Raw genomic sequence first — 19,371 nt, 5'->3', positions numbered from 1 at the left:
TAGCCAATCGATGCTTTTCACTCATCAAGTGTTTATACATAAAACGTTTTAGTATCTATTCCGAAAAATGTATGATAAAATGCAATACAAATCTTTTCATACATGGAAAACTCGGTATGATAAAAGGTCATGCTTTTACTAAGAAGAGAAAGAGCAGTTGGCAAATAACTCGGATTAAGTGAGCTTCCAGCACTTTAGTCATTACTATAAGGGGTGAAAATTATGTTTAAATTTAACGATGAAAAAGGGCAACTAAAATGTTCTTTTTGTGGTAAAACACAAGAACAAGTTCGTAAATTAGTTGCTGGTCCAGGTGTTTACATATGTGATGAATGTATCGAGCTTTGCACTGAGATTGTTGAAGAGGAGCTTGGAACAGAAGAAGAAGTAGAGTTTAAAGATGTACCAAAACCAAAAGAAATCTGTGAAATTCTAGATGAGTATGTAATTGGCCAAGATGAAGCGAAAAAGTCTTTGGCTGTAGCTGTTTATAACCATTATAAACGCATTAACTCCAACAGTAAGATTGATGATGTTGAACTAGCTAAAAGTAACATTTCTTTAATTGGTCCAACGGGTAGTGGTAAAACATTACTTGCTCAAACTTTAGCTCGCATTTTAAACGTGCCGTTTGCTATTGCTGATGCGACGTCATTAACAGAAGCTGGTTACGTTGGTGAGGATGTTGAGAATATCTTACTAAAGCTAATTCAAGCTGCTGATTATGATGTAGAGAAGGCAGAAAAAGGCATTATCTATATCGATGAAATTGATAAAGTAGCAAGAAAATCTGAAAACCCATCAATTACGCGTGACGTATCTGGTGAAGGTGTTCAGCAAGCATTGCTTAAAATTCTTGAAGGAACTGTAGCAAGCGTTCCTCCACAAGGTGGACGTAAGCACCCGCATCAAGAATTCATTCAAATTGACACCACAAATATTCTATTTATTTGTGGTGGGGCATTTGATGGTATTGAACCAATTATCAAGCGTCGTTTAGGTAAGAAAGTAATTGGATTCGGTTCAGAAACAAAGCAAGCGGATCTTAACGATAAAGAATTATTATCAAAAGTGCTGCCAGAAGACTTATTAAAATTTGGTTTAATTCCTGAGTTTATCGGTCGTCTACCTGTTACGGCTAGCCTTGTACCTTTAGATGAAGGAGCGCTTGTTGAGATCTTAACAAAGCCAAAAAATGCGCTAGTAAAACAATATCAAAAGCTTCTTGAGCTAGATAATGTTGAGCTAGAGTTTGAAGATGAAGCACTTGTTGAAATTGCTCGTAAAGCAATTGAACGTAAAACAGGTGCACGTGGTCTACGTTCAATTATTGAAGGCATTATGCTAGAAGTAATGTATGATTTGCCTTCCCGTGAAGACATTGTAAAATGTATTATCACTGGAGAAACGGTTCGTGATCAAGTAGCACCTAAGTTTATTCTAGAAGATGGTTCAACCGTTGAACAGGGAAGTAAAACATCTGCTTAATAAATAAGAAGACAGGGCGTTAGTTTTTTAGCGCTCTGTTTTTTTTATTTTATAAAGAATTTTATGCTAAATTTGTTTATTCCACCTGTTGCAAGGAGATAATAACAAATAATTATCTTAACAATTGTTGCAGGAGGTTACTTATGAATTGGACGAATATTGCCTTAATGGTTCAGCTGTTCTTTGGTATCATTATTGGCTTGTACTTTTGGAACTTATTGCGCAATCAGCGCACACAAAAGGTATCAATTGATCGGGAATCAAAAAAAGAAATGGATCAATTGCGAAAAATGCGTGCCATTTCACTAACTGAACCATTAGCAGAAAGAGTTAGGCCGTCAAGTTTTCATGATATCGTGGGACAAGAAGATGGCATTCGTGCTTTAAAGGCCGCGCTATGTGGTCCAAACCCACAGCACGTTATCGTATATGGACCTCCAGGCGTAGGTAAAACGGCAGCAGCTCGTCTTGTATTAGAAGAGGCAAAAAAGAATCAGAAGTCTCCTTTCAAAAAAGGATCAGTATTTGTAGAGCTTGATGCGACGACAGCGCGTTTTGACGAACGAGGAATTGCAGACCCCCTTATTGGATCTGTGCATGACCCTATTTATCAAGGAGCTGGGGCTATGGGACAAGCTGGAATTCCTCAGCCAAAGCAAGGTGCTGTAACGGATGCTCACGGAGGAATCTTATTCATTGATGAAATTGGTGAACTACATCCTATCCAAATGAACAAATTACTAAAGGTATTAGAAGACAGAAAAGTGTTTATGGAAAGTGCGTATTATAGTGAAGAAAATGCACAAATTCCAACTCATATTCACGACATCTTTCAAAATGGACTCCCTGCAGACTTTCGTTTAATTGGGGCCACAACAAGAACACCTAATGAAATTCCGCCAGCCATTCGCTCACGCTGTGTGGAAGTGTTTTTTCGTGAACTTGATCAAGATGAAATCATTAGTGTTGCGAAAAAAGCTGCTCAAAAAGTACAAATGGAAGTAACAGACAAAGGCCTGTCTATGTTGTCTACATATGCTCGCAATGGTCGAGAAACGGTTAATATGATGCAAATTGCAGCTGGATTGGCAATTTCAGAAGATCGTAAAGACATAAAGAATGAAGATATTGAATGGATTATTCATTCGAGTCAGCTAACTCCACGTCACGAGCCGAAGATTCCAGAACAAGAACAAGTAGGACTAATTAATGGATTAGCTGTATATGGACCTAATTCTGGTGCGCTGTTAGAAATTGAAGTAAAAGCAATTAAAGCAAAAGAAAAGGGAAATATCACCATCACAGGTATAGTTGAAGAAGAAAACATTAATGGGCAAGGAAAATCAGTACGAAGAAAAAGTATGGCAAGAAGTTCAATTGAAAACGTCATTACTGTACTCCGCTCCATGGCTGTGCCTGCCGATGAATATGATATTCATGTAAACTTTCCTGGAGGAGTACCAATTGATGGACCTTCGGCTGGAATTGCCATGGCAACAGGCATTTATTCTGCTATCTATGAAGTGCCAATCAAACATACAGTTGCAATGACTGGAGAAATTGGATTGCATGGAAATGTTAAACCAATTGGAGGCGTCATTCCTAAAATTAAAGCTGCAAAGCAGGCAGGAGTAACTCACGTAATCGTTCCAAAGGAAAATATGAATGGAATGGTAGAACAGATTCGAGGAATTGAAATTTTACCAGTGACTCAACTAGCAGATGTTTTAAATTATGCACTCTTACCAATACAAGATCACGTTGCTCATCTATCAAAAGAAGCTGGGGTGCCAAAGCGTGAATCTATGTAATATTGATAACATTTAGTTGGAAAAATTTTTTTATATGAATATCATCTGCCTTTTTCGCGTATAAAACCTTTATACACGCTTTACGAAAAAGGCTTTTTCTATGTGAAAAAAGATATTGATTTCACTTTGCATTTCAAAGACTTCACATGGTACAATTAATAATTACTATTATTAGACATGCCAAGTTAAATAGGATAAAATTGAAGCAGAATTTATCCCTTACATACTATGGAATAAACGGGCATTGGAGGTGTTCATTGAATGACGAAAAATGAAACAATTCGCATTCCACTTTTACCTTTACGTGGGCTTATTGTCTATCCAACTATGGTATTACATTTAGATGTTGGAAGAGATAAATCTGTGCAGGCTTTAGAAAAAGCAATGATGGACGACCATTTGGTGTGCTTAGTTTCTCAAAAGGAAATGGGCATCGATGAACCATCGGTTGATGACTTATATAGAATAGGTACTTTAGCAAAGATTAAACAAATGTTAAAGTTGCCAAATGGAACGATGAGAGTATTGGTTGAAGGATTAAACCGTATTAAAGTTAAGGAAGTAGTTGAGGAAGAAGATTGCTTCCTGGCTGATGTAGTGAAATACAATGAAGAACATGAAACAGATGTAGAAGACAAAGCGCTAATGCGCACGCTTTTAGATTACTTTGAACAATACATAAAGCTATCTAAAAAGGTGTCTGTTGAGACATTTTCAACGGTAACAGACATTGAAGAACCGGGCCGCTTAGCCGATATTGTTGCTTCGCATTTGCCAATTAAAATTCAGTTGAAGCAAGAAGTTCTTGAAACTGAAGATGTAAAAGAGCGTTTGAACATGCTCATTTCTTACATTCAAGATGAACAAGAAGTGCTACAACTTGAAAAGAAAATTGGACAGCGCGTGAAAAAATCAATGGAGCGTACTCAAAAAGAATACTATCTTCGTGAACAAATGAAGGCTATTCAAAAAGAGTTAGGTGATAAAGAAGGAAAAGGCGGAGAAGTTGCTACGCTTCGGGAAAAAATTGAAGAAAGTGGTATGCCCGAGCGTGTGATGACGACTGCGTTAAAAGAACTAGATCGATATGAGAAAATCCCTGCTACCTCTGCAGAAAGCTCAGTTATTCGCAATTATATCGATTGGTTACTTACTTTGCCATGGACAAAGGAAACAGAAGATCGTTTAGATATTCATCGTGCAGATAAAATTCTAAATGAAGAGCATTATGGTCTTGAAAAAGTAAAAGAGCGAGTGCTTGAATACTTAGCTGTGCAAAAACTAACGAACTCATTAAAGGGACCAATTCTTTGTTTAGCTGGACCTCCAGGAGTAGGTAAAACGTCTCTGGCACGCTCTATTGCAACAGCATTAAACCGAAACTTTGTCCGCGTATCGCTCGGTGGCGTGCGTGATGAATCTGAAATTCGAGGTCATCGCCGTACATACGTAGGTGCCATGCCTGGACGCATTATTCAAGGAATGAAAAAAGCTGGTACAGTTAACCCTGTCTTTTTATTAGATGAGATTGATAAAATGTCTAACGACTTCCGTGGAGACCCGTCTTCTGCTATGCTTGAGGTCTTAGATCCTGAGCAAAATCATAATTTTAGCGATCATTACATTGAAGAAACGTATGATTTATCAAAAGTGATGTTTGTAGCTACTGCTAATAATTTAGCGACGATTCCAGGACCTTTGCGCGACAGAATGGAAATTATTAATATTGCAGGCTATACAGAACTTGAAAAGCTTGAAATTGCTAAACGTCATTTAGTAGTAAGACAGTTAGAAAACCACGGCTTGAAAAAAGCTGACCTTCAAATTCGTGAAGATGCTTTATTAGCAATCATTCGTCTCTATACGAGAGAAGCGGGTGTTCGTAATCTAGAACGTGAAATTGCGTCTATTTGTCGTAAAGCTGCCCGCATTATTGTATCTGGAGATAAGAAGCGCGTAGTGGTAACTGAGAAGAACTTAGAAGAATTTTTAGGAAAAGCTAGGTTCCGCTATGGGCAAGCTGAATCAGAAAACCAAGTTGGTGTTGCAACTGGATTAGCTTACACAACTGTGGGAGGAGATACGCTTGCAATTGAAGTCAGTCTATCTCCCGGAAAAGGTCGCCTTGTGCTAACCGGAAAACTTGGTGATGTAATGAAGGAATCTGCTCAAGCGGCGTTTAGTTATATTCGCTCAAAAGCCGAAGCGTTAGGAATTGATGAGAAGTTCCATGAAAAATATGATATTCATATTCATGTGCCAGAAGGAGCAGTGCCAAAAGATGGACCTTCGGCTGGAATTACAATTGCAACAGCTTTAACATCAGCTTTAACAGGTAGACCGGTAAGAAGAGAAGTAGGAATGACGGGTGAGATTACGCTCAGAGGTCGTGTCTTACCAATCGGTGGATTAAAGGAAAAATCTTTAAGTGCACATCGTGCTGGACTTACAAAAATCTTAATCCCTCAAGATAATGAGCGTGATATTGAAGATATTCCAGATAGTGTACAAGAACAGTTAGACATCGTACTTGTATCTCATTTAGATCAAGTATTGGAACATGCATTAGTAGGAGAGGTAAAATGAAAGTAACTCAAGCGGAGATTGTTATCAGCGCAGTAAAGCCTGATCAATATCCAAAAGAAAATTTGCCAGAATTTGCTTTGGCTGGTCGATCAAATGTAGGAAAATCATCATTTATTAATAAAATGCTTAATCGTAAAAACTTAGCACGTACATCTTCAAAACCTGGAAAAACACAAACGTTAAATTTTTATTTAATTAATGAAATGATGCATTTCGTTGATGTTCCAGGCTACGGCTTCGCTAAAGTATCTAAGAAAGAGCGTGAAGCATGGGGGAAGATGATTGAAACGTATTTAACGGATCGTGATCAGCTAAAAGCTGTTTTATTAATTATTGATTTACGTCACGCTCCGTCTAAAGATGACGTCATGATGTACAATTTTTTAAAACATTATGGAATTCCCGTAATGGTTATTGCCACAAAAGCGGATAAAATTCCGAAGGGGAAATGGCAAAAGCACTTAAAAGTTGTACGTGATACGTTAGAGCTAGACTCTGAAGATGAATTAATCCTATTTTCATCTGAAACGGGTCAAGGAAAAGATCAGTCTTGGAGATCACTCCAATATCGTATGAATAACTAACAAAAAAGGTTGAAACGAAAAGCTACCGCTTTTCGTTTCAACCTTTTTACATATATTACTTACGTTTGAAAAATAATAAATATAAGCCAATGAGTAGAAATAGAATAGGCCAAAAGGTGGCTAAATAGTTCACGCCGTTTTCAACCGCCGGAGCAAATTGGTTTAAATTATTCGAAAACATCATAAACAACGCAATGAGTAATAAAAGAATCCCTTGAAATAGGCCAGTTTTACTCTTTTTCGCACTCAGTAAAAAGCTTAGTGCAACCATCAAAACAACCATACTAGTATGTTGAGGCCAAAACGGCAGCCAGTCACTTACATAAAAATGTCCGCCTAATGTAATTAATATGTAGCTTGATAGTACGTTGGAATAGTCTTGGGAAATCCGACATTGTGCCCAAAGCGCAACGCCAATTAAAACGAGCAGGAGAGGCCAGGTGTATAAATGTTCTGCAATTTTTAAATTAAGCTCGTCTACTAGAAAAAAGATTCCAAATCCAACTAATAAAACTCCGAAAAAAATTGACTGTTTCTTCATCGTAACCTCCTGGTGTGATTAAACAGGAAAAGTGATAAATCACTGCTTTTTTGATACAATTTGTTATGGATAATCGTTAATATCTTAACACATGTTTTCAAAGACTGTTCACATTTTTTTTAAGAACGAGTAGGGAAACATGTTATAATAGAGATAGACAAAAGGACAGTAATTTAATTTTTTATTGAAGGGGGTATGTACAAGTGCATATTATAGCAGTCGGCTTAAATTATCGAACAGCCCCTGTTGAAATAAGGGAAAAGCTTAGCTTTAAAGAGCAAGAGCTAGGCTCTGCAATGAAAGCTTTAAGCAATCAAAAGAGTATCTTAGAAAACATTATTGTGTCAACATGTAATCGTACGGAAATCTATGCAGTAGTGGATCAATTACACACAGGGCGTTATTATGTAAAAGCCTTTTTGGCAGAGTGGTTTGAGCTAGATAAAGACGAGTTTTCACCTTTTTTAACAATTGCTGAAAATGATGGTGCTATTGAGCATTTGTATCGAGTAAGCTGTGGGTTAGATTCAATGGTTGTTGGTGAAACACAGATTCTTGGACAGGTACGTTCAAGCTTTTTACTTGCCCAGCAAAATCAAACAATCGGAACGGTATTCAATCAACTATTTAAGCAAGCTATTACATTGGCTAAGCGTGCTCATAGTGAGACAGAGATTGGAGCCAATGCTGTGTCAGTGAGCTACGCTGCAGTTGAGCTAGCAAAAAAAATCTTTGGTGATCTATCATCAAAGCATGTACTTATTCTAGGTGCAGGTAAAATGGGCGAGCTTGCTTTACAAAACCTATACGGCAGTGGTGCTCAACAAGTAACAGTTGTTAATCGTACATTTGAAAAAGCAGAAGAACTTGCTAAGCGCTTTTCTGGTCAAGCGAAGCAGCTAAGTGAACTTCAATGTGCGCTCATTGAGGCTGATATTTTAATTAGCTCTACGGGAGCAAATACGTTTGTTGTATCAAAAGATATGATGAAGCAAGTGGAGCGTATGCGAAAAGGACGACCTCTCTTTATGGTTGATATCGCAGTTCCACGGGATTTGGACCCTGCACTTGAAGAGCTTGATAGCGTCTTTTTATATGATATTGATGACTTACAAGGAATTGTGGATGCAAATTTACAAGAACGCAGAAAAGCTGCTGAAACGATTGAGTTAATGATTGAAGCTGAAATTGTTGATTTTAAAATGTGGATAGGCCGCCTTGGGGTTGTGCCTGTTATCTCAGCTCTTCGAGAGAAAGCATTAACCATTCAGGCTGATACGATGGCAAGCATTAATCGTAAGCTTCCGAATTTGTCGGAGCGTGAACGAAAAGTGCTGAACAAACATACGAAAAGTATCATAAATCAACTGCTGCGAGATCCGATTTTACATGCAAAAGAACTGGCTGGAGAGCAGCATGCTGAAGAGTCGTTAGAATTGTTCATGAAGATTTTTAATATTGAACAAGAAGTGGAAGCTCAAAAGCAAAAAGAATCTCATCATGAGCTACCCGCAACTCCTCAACAAGTAGCTTACCAGTCGTAAGTGAGGCTTTGATATGGTTGATATCTCGTTGACCAGAATTTATGAGTTAATTGTGATTTTATACGCGGTCAGTGTTTTACTTTATTTTATTGACTTTGTACAGCATAACCGGAAGGCGAATAAAGTAGCCTTCTGGTTACTTTCTATTGTTTGGTTTTTACAAACAATCTTTTTATTTTTACGAATGTGGGAAACAGGTAGAGTTCCAATCTTGACTATTTCAGAAGGACTGTATTTTTATGCCTGGGTGCTCATCACGTTATCATTAGTCATCAACCGTTTATTTCGAGTTGATTTTGTCGTGTTCTTTACGAATGCGATCGGCTTTTTGATTATGGCCATTCATACGTTTGCGCCAATGGAGACACAAACGTCAGTTGAAGCAGAGCGATTGGTATCAGAGCTGTTAATTTTTCATATCACCATGGCTATTTTATCTTATGGCGCTTTTTCTATTTCGTTTGTTTTTTCAGCTTTGTATCTTGTACAGTACGATTTGTTGAAAAAGAAAAAGTGGAACAAGCGACTGATGCGCATTGAGGATTTAACGAAGTTGGATTATCTGTCTTACGTACTTATCTTAATTGGTGTACCTCTATTGCTGTTGTCCTTGATGCTTGGGTTAATATGGGCGTATATTAAAGTAGTCAACTTTCATTGGTACGATACAAAAGTATTAGGTTCGTTTTTTATGCTCCTTGCATACAGCGCTTACTTGTATGTGCGTTTGAGAAGAGGGATTCAAGGTCGGGCAATTGCTATTTGGAACATCGCATTATTTTTAATTTTATTGATTAATTTTTTCTTATTTGGAAGTTTGTCAAACTTTCATTTTTGGGAGTCGTAAAACTAGGAGGACAACATGCGGAAAATTATTGTCGGTTCGCGCCGAAGCAAACTAGCATTAACACAGACAAAGTGGGTTATCGAACAGCTGAAACAACAAGGTCTTCCTTTTGAGTTTGAGATTAAAGAAATTGTCACAAAAGGAGATAAAATTCTAGATGTAACGCTTTCTAAGGTAGGCGGAAAAGGCTTATTTGTGAAAGAAATTGAACAAGCAATGCTGTCAAAAGAAATTGATATGGCCGTTCACAGCATGAAGGATATGCCTGCTGTTTTACCTGAAGGGTTAACAATTGGTTGCATTCCGCTGCGTGAAGATCACCGGGACGTGCTGATTTCAAAGACAGGACAAACGTTTGAAGAGCTACCAAGTGGAGCTGTTATTGGAACAAGTAGCTTACGACGTGGTGCACAGCTTCTTGCAAAGCGCTCAGACATTGAAATTAAATGGATTCGAGGGAATATCGATACACGTTTAAACAAATTACAAACAGAAGAATATGACGCAATAATTCTAGCTGCAGCTGGTCTATCACGAATGGGTTGGTCTAAAAATACTGTGACGCAGTATTTAAATCCTAGCTTAAGTGTCCCAGCGGTTGGTCAAGGGGCTTTAGCGATTGAGTGTCGTTCAGATGACAAGGAGTTACTTGAACTTCTACATATGTTAAATGATGAGGAAACAAGCTTAGCAGTGCAAGCCGAGCGCGTGTTTTTAAAACGCATGGAGGGCGGCTGCCAAGTTCCGATTGCAGGCTATGCTCACGTAGTAGAGAATAAGCGTGTACAATTAACAGCGCTTGTTGCTTCTCCAGATGGCCAACAAATTTATCAAGAAACGCTTGCTGGTACGGATCCTGTAGAAATTGGAGAGGAAGCTGCACGTCGTTTAACTGCCAATGGAGCTAAAGAATTAATTGAACGTGTAAAAGAGGAGCTGGACAGTTAATGAGTCAACAGGCTCCTCTTTTTTTAAAACGAGTGTTGATTACGCGCCAAGCGGAGCAAGCGAAAAGTTTCACTGCTGCAATACAAAATCTAGGTGGTATTCCTTTAACGGTGCCTGTTTTATCTTTTGTACCAGCAGTTAATCGTGAGGGTATACAGAGAGTACTTGAACAGCTTCATACATATCAGTGGATTATCTTTACAAGTCAAAATGGAGTCGACTTTTTCTATCAGTGGCTCAATCTATTAAACATACACAGTAGCTTAGCAAAATCATGCAAGGTTGCTGTTGTTGGAAAAAAAACAGGTGAAGCTCTCAAAAAACGTGGAGTAGAACCAGACGTAACTCCTGAAGAATACGTAGCAGAATCGTTGCTAGAAGCATTGGTGAAAGAGGCCAATCCTCATGAGAAAATACTTGTTGTTAGAGGGAACTTAGCGCGCCCTATTCTTTTACGAGGTCTTGATGAGAAAGGTTATAGGGTGACGGACCTTGTGATGTATGAGACGGTTCAAAATAAAGCATCTATGACCGAGCTTCAACGTGCTGTGGAGCAAGCGGATATCATTACGTTCACAAGCTCATCTACCGTTAATTTCTTTGTTGATATGATGGATTCAAAGCAAGATTGGCTATCAGTTATAAATGAAAAAGTGGTTGTATGTATAGGACCTATTACGGCTCAAACCGCTGCGAAATATGAAATTGAGCACATCGTTCCAGAAGAGTATACAATTAATGGTATGATAGAGAAAATGGTAGATTATTTTAAGGGTAACAATTAAGGAGGATTCTCTTATGACATTATTACAATTTAATCGTCATCGTCGTTTAAGACGTTCAGATAGCATGCGTGCGCTTGTTCGCGAAACGCATTTAAAGCCAGAAGACTTTATTTATCCAATCTTTGTAATTGAAGGGGGAAATAAGCGTAATCCAGTTCAATCAATGCCAGGCGTAGAGCAAGTATCTCTTGATTTATTAAGTGGGGAAATGCAGGAGCTTGTCGATTTAGGTATTCAATCCGTTATTGTTTTTGGCGTACCAGCTGAAAAAGATGCTGTTGGTTCCCAAGCTTATCATGACCATGGAATTGTTCAAAAAGCAATTCGTCAAATTAAAGAAGAGTTCCCTCACTTAGTCGTTATTGCAGACACTTGTTTATGCCAATATACTGATCATGGGCATTGTGGCATTATTGAAGAAGGAAAAGTTTTAAATGATCCAACCCTTGATTTGCTAGCAAGAACAGCTGTTAGTCAAGCAAAAGCAGGTGCTGATATCATTGCTCCTTCTAACATGATGGATGGGTTTGTAGCGGCTATTCGTCACGGTTTAGACGAAGCGGGTTTTGAAGATATCCCGGTTATGTCTTATGCTGTAAAATATGCTTCAGCTTTCTACGGTCCTTTCCGTGATGCAGCGCACTCTTCTCCGCAATTTGGAGATCGTAAAACCTATCAAATGGATCCAGCCAATCGCTTGGAAGCTCTTCGTGAAGCGGAGTCTGACGTAGCGGAAGGCGCAGACTTTTTAATTGTAAAACCAGCGTTGTCTTACTTAGATATTATGCGTGATGTGAAAAATAATTTTAACTTACCTGTCGTGGCTTATAACGTTAGCGGGGAATATTCCATGATTAAAGCAGCTGCACAAAATGGATGGGTCAATGAAAAAGAGATTGTGTTAGAAAAGCTTACAAGTATGAAGCGTGCTGGAGCAGATTTAATTATTACGTATCATGCAAAAGATGCTGTTCGCTGGCTAAAAGATAACTAAAAGGAGTGTTTGTTCGATGAGAAGTTATGAAAAATCAAAAGCAGCCTTTCTTCAAGCAAAGCAACTAATGCCGGGCGGCGTAAATAGCCCAGTTCGTGCTTTTAAATCTGTAGATATGGATCCTATCTTTATGGAACGTGGAAAAGGAGCAAAAATCTACGATATTGATGGAAATGAATATGTAGATTATGTCTTATCTTGGGGACCGTTAATTCATGGTCATTCAAATGATCGTGTAGTAGAAGCAATTAAGAAAGTAACGGAGTCTGGAACAAGCTTTGGTGCTCCTACTTTAATTGAAAATGAATTGGCGAAAGTAGTAATTTCACGCGTACCTTCAATTGAAGTTGTTCGTATGGTAAGCTCTGGAACGGAAGCGACAATGAGCGCTCTTCGCTTAGCTCGTGGTTATACGAACCGAAATAAAATTTTAAAATTTGAAGGGTGTTACCATGGGCACGGTGATTCATTATTAATTAAAGCTGGTTCTGGTGTAGCAACCCTTGGTTTACCAGACAGCCCTGGTGTACCAGAGGGGATTGCTAAAAATACGATTACGGTTCCTTATAATGATTTAGAAAGTGTAAAGTATGCGTTCGAGCAGTTCGGTGAAGATATTGCAGGTGTTATTGTTGAGCCGGTGGCTGGAAATATGGGAGTAGTACCACCTCAACCTGGTTTTTTAGAAGGGCTTCGTGACATTACATCAGATTATGGTTCACTGTTAATTTTTGATGAAGTAATGACAGGATTCCGCGTGGCATATAACTGCGCGCAAGGATACTATAACGTAACGCCTGACTTAACTTGTTTAGGAAAAGTAATTGGTGGTGGACTTCCGGTTGGTGCGTACGGGGGAAAAGCGGAAATTATGGAGCAAGTAGCACCAAGTGGTCCAATTTACCAAGCAGGTACCCTTTCTGGAAACCCACTTGCAATGACGGCAGGTTACGAAACGCTAACACAGTTAACGCCACAGTCGTATGATGAATTTTCTAGAAAAGCAGATCGCCTTGAAGAAGGGCTAAAAGCAGCTGCGGAAAAATATGAAGTGCCTCACACAATTAATCGAGCAGGTTCAATGATTGGCTTATTCTTCACAAACGAAGAAGTAATTAATTATGAGACAGCGAAAACATCAAATCTTGAATACTTTAGCAAGTACTATCGTGAAATGGCAAATGAAGGAGTCTTTTTACCACCTTCTCAATTTGAAGGTATGTTTTTATCAACTTCTCATACGGATGCAGATATTGAATTTACGATCCAAGCTGCTGAAAAAGCCTTTGCTAAACTTCGTTCATAAACAAAAAAGCTTACGTGATAAACGTAAGCTTTTTTGCTTTTAAAGACATATTTTATTTTTCACTTTCATACATCTTTAATGACAACGCTATTTTATAAGGTGTTGGAAGGGGGAGAGCAATTTGTCGCAGGATAATTTATCGGGTCTGCGTTTTTCAGTAGAAGAATCAGTATGGTTTCAAAAGGGACAGGAAGTGTCTCAGCTTTTATCAATCTCCTTAGAGCCTCAAGTCGCAATCCAAGAATATGATCAATATGTCTCCATTCGTGGAGCTTTATTGCTAACAGGTGAATATGAAACGTTAGAAGAGGAAGCACACTCTTTGCGCGAATATACAAACGAAAAGCACGTTGAATCAGTGCTTGTTAGAGAAGATGGTATAGCTGAGCTATCACATGCCTTTCCTGTTGACATTACGATTCCTAAAAATCGTATTCAGAATATGGAAGATGTTTACGTGTCCATCGATCTATTTGATTATGAGTTACCAGAATCGGATTGTCTACAGCTAATGGCAGATTTATCGATTACGGGTCTTTATGGAGAACAGCAAAGCCACGTAAGAGAAGAGGAAGAAGATTGGATAGAGATTGAAGAGCCAGAAGTAGAATATGAAGAAGAGCTTGAAGCTTCTCAGCGCAACAATGTTGTTGAAGAAGTGGAAGAAAAGGAAGAGCTTGAAGTTTCTTATCGTAACACTTCCGTTGGAGAAGAAGCGAAACAGGAAGAAGAGCTTGAAGTTTCTTATCGAAACGCTTCTATCGAGGAAGAAGTGGACGTAAAGGAAATTGAAAAAGAAGCTGAAGTTCAAAACTATTTTTCATCTGTTTTTCGTACTGAAGAACCAAAAGAAACGTTAGTCAAATATGAAGAAGATGTGTATGAACCATTTGAAGTAGAAGTGAAAAAAGAAGAAGTTCAAGAAGAGCGGGAAGATAATGTGATTGAGCTGTTTCAAGCACGTGAAGATGCGTCTAGCTGGAGCGAAGAAGAGACAGAAACAGCACATTATGAGGAAAAAGAACAGGAAGAAAATGAAATTGTAGTAGAGTTTCGAAAAGAAGAAGAATCGGCTTCAAACCGTGCGGAAAATGCGCTGTATTTAACAAAGCTATTTTCTCGTGAGGAAGAGAAACAAGCGACGTGGCGGCTGTGTATTGTCCAAAGCGGAGACTCACTTGATACAATTGCCGAACGCTATGATACAAATGTACAGAGTCTTTTAAGAGTAAATGATTTAGAAGACGAGCAAGAGTTAGAAGAAGGAAGTATTCTAAACATTCCTGTTAACTAAAATAGCAACAGAAAACAGTTTTGACTTCTGCTACGTCTTAACTGTTTTCTTTGTGTATAAATAAATGTTCAAGGCATATGAAGTGACAAGGAGGTGTGAACATGAACCATCAGGGATCTGTTAATTATCATGAACTGCTGAAACAGTATCAGCTTGAAGTTGATTTCATTGAGGACTACGGGAAAGTCAAAAAAGTTTATACCAAAAGCGGAGTCTATGCCTTAAAAGAAGTAGAAGAAGTTGAAATTAGGAGCCATGATTTTATTAGAAAGCTTCAAGATCTTCAACACAAAGGATGGATGGGATTTGTCCCTATCTATCAGTCCAGACAAGGTTCGCCTGTTATAACGCATCAAAACAAAGGTTATTATTTAATGCCCTGGCTTCCTAATACCCCTTCCGACGAACGAGATATAAGATATCATAAATTATTTCAAGAGTTAGCAAAGCTTCATGGTACTTCTTCAAAAGAAGTGGAAGTCAAAAAGGAAGACATTGAAACGCATTATAATGGATTAAAAACAACGTGGGAAGATCGTCAGAAAGAGCTTGAAGAGTATGTAATGGAATGTGAGAAAAAGGTGTATATGTCTCCTTTTGAGCTTCATTTTTGTACAGTTTACTATGAAATGACGCGGGCTATGGAATTTGGGTTTAGTCGGTTAGATGAATGGAACACTGAAATGGAAGAAAAAGAAAAAATACGACTTGTGACGATTCATGGAAAGCTGTCGGCAAAACATTTTTTATACGATGAACGTGGTAACGGCTTTTTTATTAATTTAGAGCAAGCACGTGAAGCCTCACCCATCCATGATCTTGTCTCATTTTATTTACGAACGCTACGCACATATCCGTTAACGAGTTTAGATAGCTATGAGTGGTTCGCAACGTATGAGAAGCATTTTGCACTGAGAGAAGAAGAACGTTTACTTTTGCATTCCTATCTTGCTTTTCCAGAACCTTTATATCAGTGCATCATGCAGTATCGCCATCAGCGCTATAAAACAGAGCTGGAACATATGCAATCATTGATTCGAGCATACTGGCTGACAAAAAATATTGAGCAAGTCAACATTAAAATCTTTGAAGTAGACCAACAGAAAAAAATAGCAGCAGAAGCGGCTGCTAATGCCCAATCGACTGATTGATTCGATTGGGTTTTTTACATCCATTCTAAATAGAGTGCAATGGTGATGAGTGCAAAAATGGCAAGAAGGAAAACGTCGAACGTGGTGGGGAAAAAAAGCGTTCGAATTCCTTGAATAATCGTGAGGGGAATAATAAATTGTGCACACGCTGCTCCAACTGTTTTAAACCAGCGCTGTATTTGATAAGAGTTAAACTGTAAGTTGGTTCGTTTTCTCATATTCCATAGGCTCCTTTCCTACCTGCAGACCGTTACATAATAATGTATGAATCATGGGCGCTAGGTGTTCAGTTTTTTTGGTAAGATCCGGGGCGTTTGTGAATAGAATCAGAAAAAAATGGAGAAGATTATTGACGACTTCATATTTTTTCATATAGTATAATTAAGAGAAAATCATATGAACATACAGTGAGTAGGAAGAGTACAAACTAAAGCACCTTTAGAGAGAGAAATCAATAGCTGAAAGATTTCTTAGGAAGGCTTATTTGGAAGGTCGCCTATGAGTAGTTTTTTTGAACAGACTATGGTCTAAGTAGAAAAAACCGGTTAATAAACCGTTATGAAATGAAGTGTATAGACGTCTTTACGGGAGAAGTCTATAAAAAAAGGTGGTACCGCGAAATCAACTCCTTTCGTCCTTTTATGGAAGAAGGAGTTTTTTTATGTTCATTCGAGCTTTCATATATTGAAAGCTATATAAGAAATCATACATGGAGGTACAGAGTATGTCAGAACAAGAAGTAAAGCTTTCAACGAAGTATGATCCAAAATCCGTTGAAGAAAATCGCTATCAATATTGGTTGGATGGTAAGTTTTTTGAAGCCACAAACGATGCTGAAAAAGAGCCTTATACAATCGTAATTCCACCCCCAAACGTAACGGGTAAGCTACACCTAGGGCACGCTTGGGATACAACGTTACAAGATATTTTAACGCGTATGAAGCGTATGCAGGGCTATGATGTTCTATGGTTACCTGGGATGGATCATGCTGGTATTGCTACACAGGCAAAAGTAGAAGAAAAGCTTCGTCAAGAAGGAAAAAGTCGTTATGATTTAGGACGCGAAAAGTTTGTAGAAGAAACGTGGAAGTGGAAAGAAGAATATGCTAGCTTCATTCGTCAACAGTGGTCCAAGCTAGGTCTTGGTTTAGATTATTCTCGTGAGCGCTTTACGTTAGATGAAGGCTTGTCAAAAGCCGTTCGTGAAGTATTTGTTAAGCTATATAAAAAAGGCTTAATTTATCGCGGGGAATATATTATTAACTGGGATCCAGCAACAAAAACAGCTCTCTCTGATATTGAGGTTATTTATAAAGATGTGCAAGGTGCATTTTATCATATGCGCTATCCGCTTGCGGACGGTTCTGGACATATTGAAATTGCAACAACTCGTCCAGAAACAATGCTAGGTGATACAGCAGTCGCTGTTCATCCTGAAGATGAACGCTATAAACATTTAATTGGTAAAACAGTGAAGCTTCCAATTGTAGGTCGTGAAATCCCTATCGTTGGTGATGATTATGTAGATATGGAATTTGGTTCAGGTGCTGTTAAGATTACACCTGCTCATGATCCAAACGACTTTGAAATCGGGAACCGCCATAACTTAGAGCGCATTCTTGTGATGAATCAAGACGGTACAATGAACGACAAAGCAGGAAAATATGAAGGTATGGATCGCTTTGAATGCCGTAAACAAATCGTAAAAGACTTACAAGAAGATGGTATTTTATTTGAAATTGAAGATCACATGCACTCTGTAGGTCATAGTGAACGTAGTGGAGCAGTTGTAGAGCCTTATTTATCAACTCAGTGGTTTGTGAAAATGCAACCCCTAGCTGATCAAGCAGTTGACCTTCAAAAGGGAGAAGAAAAGGTTCAGTTCGTTCCAGATCGTTTTGAAAAGACGTACCTGCATTGGATGGAAAATATTCGTGATTGGTGTATTTCACGTCAACTATGGTGGGGACACCGTATTCCGGCTTGGTATCATAAAGAAACTGGAGAAGTGCACGTTGATCATGAGCCTCCAGCAGATATTGAAAACTGGGAGCAAGATTCAGATGTACTTGATACGTGGTTCAGCTCAGCTTTATGGCCATTTTCAACGATGGGTTGGCCAGATGTGGAATCAATTGACTTCCAGCGTTATTATCCAACAAATGCGCTTGTAACGGGTTATGACATCATCTTTTTCTGGGTATCTCGCATGATTTTCCAAGGTCTTGAATTTACAGGTAAGCGTCCATTTGACGATGTATTAATTCACGGACTTGTACGCGACGAGCAAGGACGTAAGATGAGTAAATCTCTTGGAAACGGTGTAGATCCGATGGAAGTAATTGAGAAGTACGGTGCCGATTCACTTCGCTATTTCTTATCAACAGGAAGTTCACCGGGGCAAGATTTACGTTTTAGCTTTGAAAAGGTTGAAGCAACTTGGAACTTTGCCAATAAGATTTGGAATGCATCTCGCTTTGCATTAATGAATATGGATGGCATTACGTTTGAAGAGCTTGATATGTCAGGCGAGAAATCAGTAGCAGATGAGTGGATCTTAACACGCTTAAATGAAACAATTGAAAGCGTGACGAAGCTAGCTGATAAGTATGAGTTTGGTGAAGTAGGGCGCGTGCTTTATAACTTCATCTGGGACGACTTCTGTGACTGGTATATCGAAATGGCAAAGCTACCTTTATATGGAGAAGACGAAGCTGCTAAGAAAACAACTCGTTCCATCTTAGCGTATGTGTTAGATAACACAATGCGACTTTTACATCCATTTATGCCGTTTATTACCGAGGAAATTTGGCAAAGTTTGCCGCATGAAGGCGAATCAATTACGGTAGCGAAATGGCCAGAAGTACGTCCAGAGCTAACAAACAAAGAAGCGGCAAATGAAATGCGTTTACTTGTAGATATCATTCGTTCAGTACGTAATATTCGTGCGGAAGTAAATACGCCAATGAGCAAGCAAGTACGCTTATTCATTAAAGCAAAAGATAAAACGATTCAAGCCCAGCTTGAAAAGAACCGTGCATACATCGAGAAATTCTGTAATCCAAGTGAGCTTGCAATTTCTACGGAAATCTCTTTAGACGAAAAAGCAATGACAGCTGTTGTAACAGGAGCTGAATTGATCCTACCTCTTGAAGGGTTAATTAATATTGAAGAGGAAATTGCGCGCCTTGAAAAAGAATACGATAAGCTGAATAAAGAAGTGGAACGTGTTCAAAAGAAACTTGGAAATCAAGGTTTCATCGCGAAGGCACCTGCAAAGGTAGTAGAAGAAGAGCGCCAAAAAGAACAGGATTATGTTGAAAAGCGTGAAGCTGTTCAAGCGCGTATTGTCGAATTGCGCGGGGAATAATAAAAAAAAGCGCTGCTTATGAAGCAGCGCTTTTTGTATACATAATGGAACCAAAATTGGAAGTTCATTCGATTTTTACTGTTGCATTCGCTATAATAATCATAATACAAAAAGAAAGGTGA

15 protein-coding genes and 1 other annotated feature are annotated in these 19,371 nt (G+C 38.6%); of the genes, 13 read left to right on the top strand and 2 right to left on the bottom strand.

Going from position 1 to position 19,371, the window contains the following annotated elements:
* Positions 1-222 precede the first annotated feature (222 nt).
* The 4 genes from clpX to yihA all read left to right on the top strand — a co-directional run bounded on the left by clpX (position 223) and on the right by yihA (position 6,469).
* A complete protein-coding gene (clpX, locus tag NIZ91_18175; GenBank protein ID USY54639.1) occupies positions 223-1,488 on the top strand; it encodes an ATP-dependent protease ATP-binding subunit ClpX in 1,266 nt (421 codons plus the stop codon).
* A gap of 143 nt (positions 1,489-1,631) precedes the next feature.
* The gene (lonB, locus tag NIZ91_18170; protein ID USY54638.1) at positions 1,632-3,299 is read left to right on the top strand and encodes an ATP-dependent protease LonB; all 1,668 of its coding nucleotides are present in this window, start codon (positions 1,632-1,634) and stop codon (positions 3,297-3,299) included.
* Between the two features lie 261 nt (positions 3,300-3,560).
* The gene (gene lon / locus NIZ91_18165) at positions 3,561-5,885 is read left to right on the top strand and encodes an endopeptidase La (protein ID USY54637.1); all 2,325 of its coding nucleotides are present in this window, start codon (positions 3,561-3,563) and stop codon (positions 5,883-5,885) included.
* Positions 5,882-6,469, top strand: coding sequence for a ribosome biogenesis GTP-binding protein YihA/YsxC (yihA, locus tag NIZ91_18160; protein ID USY54636.1), 588 nt, complete (start codon positions 5,882-5,884; stop codon positions 6,467-6,469). The genes lon and yihA overlap by 4 nt, the downstream gene beginning before the upstream one ends.
* Positions 6,470-6,524: 55 nt before the next feature.
* On the opposite strand, the gene NIZ91_18155 is transcribed toward yihA, so the two are convergent.
* A complete protein-coding gene (locus tag NIZ91_18155) occupies positions 6,525-7,010 on the bottom strand; it encodes a DUF5668 domain-containing protein (protein ID USY54635.1) in 486 nt (161 codons plus the stop codon).
* Between the two features lie 203 nt (positions 7,011-7,213).
* Here NIZ91_18155 and hemA point away from each other — a divergent pair, with 203 nt between their 5' ends.
* From hemA to ysxE, 8 genes are all read left to right on the top strand, one after another.
* Entirely contained in the window at positions 7,214-8,554 is a 1,341-nt protein-coding gene (hemA, locus tag NIZ91_18150) for a glutamyl-tRNA reductase (GenBank protein ID USY54634.1), read from the top strand.
* Positions 8,555-8,567: 13 nt separating this feature from the next.
* The gene (locus NIZ91_18145; protein ID USY54633.1) at positions 8,568-9,401 is read left to right on the top strand and encodes a cytochrome c biogenesis protein; all 834 of its coding nucleotides are present in this window, start codon (positions 8,568-8,570) and stop codon (positions 9,399-9,401) included.
* A gap of 15 nt (positions 9,402-9,416) precedes the next feature.
* Positions 9,417-10,349 carry a hydroxymethylbilane synthase gene (gene hemC / locus NIZ91_18140; GenBank protein ID USY54632.1) on the top strand — a complete coding sequence of 311 codons (933 nt, stop codon included), beginning with the start codon at positions 9,417-9,419 and terminating at the stop codon, positions 10,347-10,349.
* Positions 10,349-11,134 (top strand): uroporphyrinogen-III synthase, encoded by a 786-nt coding sequence (locus tag NIZ91_18135; GenBank protein ID USY54631.1) that lies wholly within the window; start codon positions 10,349-10,351, stop codon positions 11,132-11,134. Before hemC ends, NIZ91_18135 begins: the two co-directional genes overlap by 1 nt.
* A gap of 13 nt (positions 11,135-11,147) precedes the next feature.
* Positions 11,148-12,128 (top strand): porphobilinogen synthase, encoded by a 981-nt coding sequence (gene hemB / locus NIZ91_18130; protein ID USY54630.1) that lies wholly within the window; start codon positions 11,148-11,150, stop codon positions 12,126-12,128.
* 16 nt (positions 12,129-12,144) lie between these two features.
* Positions 12,145-13,434: a glutamate-1-semialdehyde 2,1-aminomutase gene (gene hemL, locus NIZ91_18125; protein USY54629.1), complete on the top strand. Its 1,290-nt coding sequence runs from the start codon at positions 12,145-12,147 to the stop codon at positions 13,432-13,434.
* Between the two features lie 121 nt (positions 13,435-13,555).
* On the top strand, positions 13,556-14,728 hold the full coding sequence (spoVID, locus tag NIZ91_18120; GenBank protein ID USY54628.1) for a stage VI sporulation protein D: 1,173 nt from the start codon (positions 13,556-13,558) through the stop codon (positions 14,726-14,728).
* 101 nt (positions 14,729-14,829) lie between these two features.
* Positions 14,830-15,879 carry a spore coat protein YsxE gene (ysxE, locus tag NIZ91_18115; GenBank protein ID USY54627.1) on the top strand — a complete coding sequence of 350 codons (1,050 nt, stop codon included), beginning with the start codon at positions 14,830-14,832 and terminating at the stop codon, positions 15,877-15,879.
* A 14-nt stretch (positions 15,880-15,893) separates the two neighbouring features.
* Here ysxE and NIZ91_18110 read toward each other — a convergent pair whose 3' ends face one another.
* Positions 15,894-16,097, bottom strand: coding sequence for a hypothetical protein (locus NIZ91_18110; GenBank protein USY54626.1), 204 nt, complete (start codon positions 16,095-16,097; stop codon positions 15,894-15,896).
* Positions 16,098-16,277: 180 nt separating this feature from the next.
* Positions 16,278-16,521 (top strand) — a binding site (T-box leader).
* A gap of 82 nt (positions 16,522-16,603) precedes the next feature.
* Here NIZ91_18110 and NIZ91_18105 point away from each other — a divergent pair.
* Positions 16,604-19,249, top strand: coding sequence for a valine--tRNA ligase (locus NIZ91_18105; protein USY54625.1), 2,646 nt, complete (start codon positions 16,604-16,606; stop codon positions 19,247-19,249).
* Positions 19,250-19,371 lie beyond the last annotated feature (122 nt).

Source organism: Bacillus sp. 1780r2a1 (genome assembly GCA_024134725.1).
Classification (GTDB): Bacteria; Bacillota; Bacilli; order Bacillales; family Bacillaceae_H; genus Priestia; species Priestia aryabhattai_A.
The sequence above is the reverse complement of the archived record's forward strand: the minus strand, read 5'-3'. Positions and strand labels throughout refer to the sequence as shown.

What these genes read in the sequence shown, in the direction of transcription:
- ysxE (USY54627.1), top strand. Translation starts at nt 14,830, where the DNA reads ATGAACCATCAGGGATCTGTTAATTATCATGAACTGCTGAAACAGTAT.
- NIZ91_18135 (USY54631.1), top strand. Translation starts at nt 10,349, where the DNA reads ATGAGTCAACAGGCTCCTCTTTTTTTAAAACGAGTGTTGATTACGCGC.
- hemC (USY54632.1), top strand. Translation starts at nt 9,417, where the DNA reads ATGCGGAAAATTATTGTCGGTTCGCGCCGAAGCAAACTAGCATTAACA.
- NIZ91_18110 (USY54626.1), bottom strand. Translation starts at nt 16,097, where the DNA reads ATGAGAAAACGAACCAACTTACAGTTTAACTCTTATCAAATACAGCGC.
- yihA (USY54636.1), top strand. Translation starts at nt 5,882, where the DNA reads ATGAAAGTAACTCAAGCGGAGATTGTTATCAGCGCAGTAAAGCCTGAT.
- clpX (USY54639.1), top strand. Translation starts at nt 223, where the DNA reads ATGTTTAAATTTAACGATGAAAAAGGGCAACTAAAATGTTCTTTTTGT.
- NIZ91_18145 (USY54633.1), top strand. Translation starts at nt 8,568, where the DNA reads ATGGTTGATATCTCGTTGACCAGAATTTATGAGTTAATTGTGATTTTA.
- hemB (USY54630.1), top strand. Translation starts at nt 11,148, where the DNA reads ATGACATTATTACAATTTAATCGTCATCGTCGTTTAAGACGTTCAGAT.
- lonB (USY54638.1), top strand. Translation starts at nt 1,632, where the DNA reads ATGAATTGGACGAATATTGCCTTAATGGTTCAGCTGTTCTTTGGTATC.
- NIZ91_18105 (USY54625.1), top strand. Translation starts at nt 16,604, where the DNA reads ATGTCAGAACAAGAAGTAAAGCTTTCAACGAAGTATGATCCAAAATCC.
- NIZ91_18155 (USY54635.1), bottom strand. Translation starts at nt 7,010, where the DNA reads ATGAAGAAACAGTCAATTTTTTTCGGAGTTTTATTAGTTGGATTTGGA.
- hemL (USY54629.1), top strand. Translation starts at nt 12,145, where the DNA reads ATGAGAAGTTATGAAAAATCAAAAGCAGCCTTTCTTCAAGCAAAGCAA.
- lon (USY54637.1), top strand. Translation starts at nt 3,561, where the DNA reads ATGACGAAAAATGAAACAATTCGCATTCCACTTTTACCTTTACGTGGG.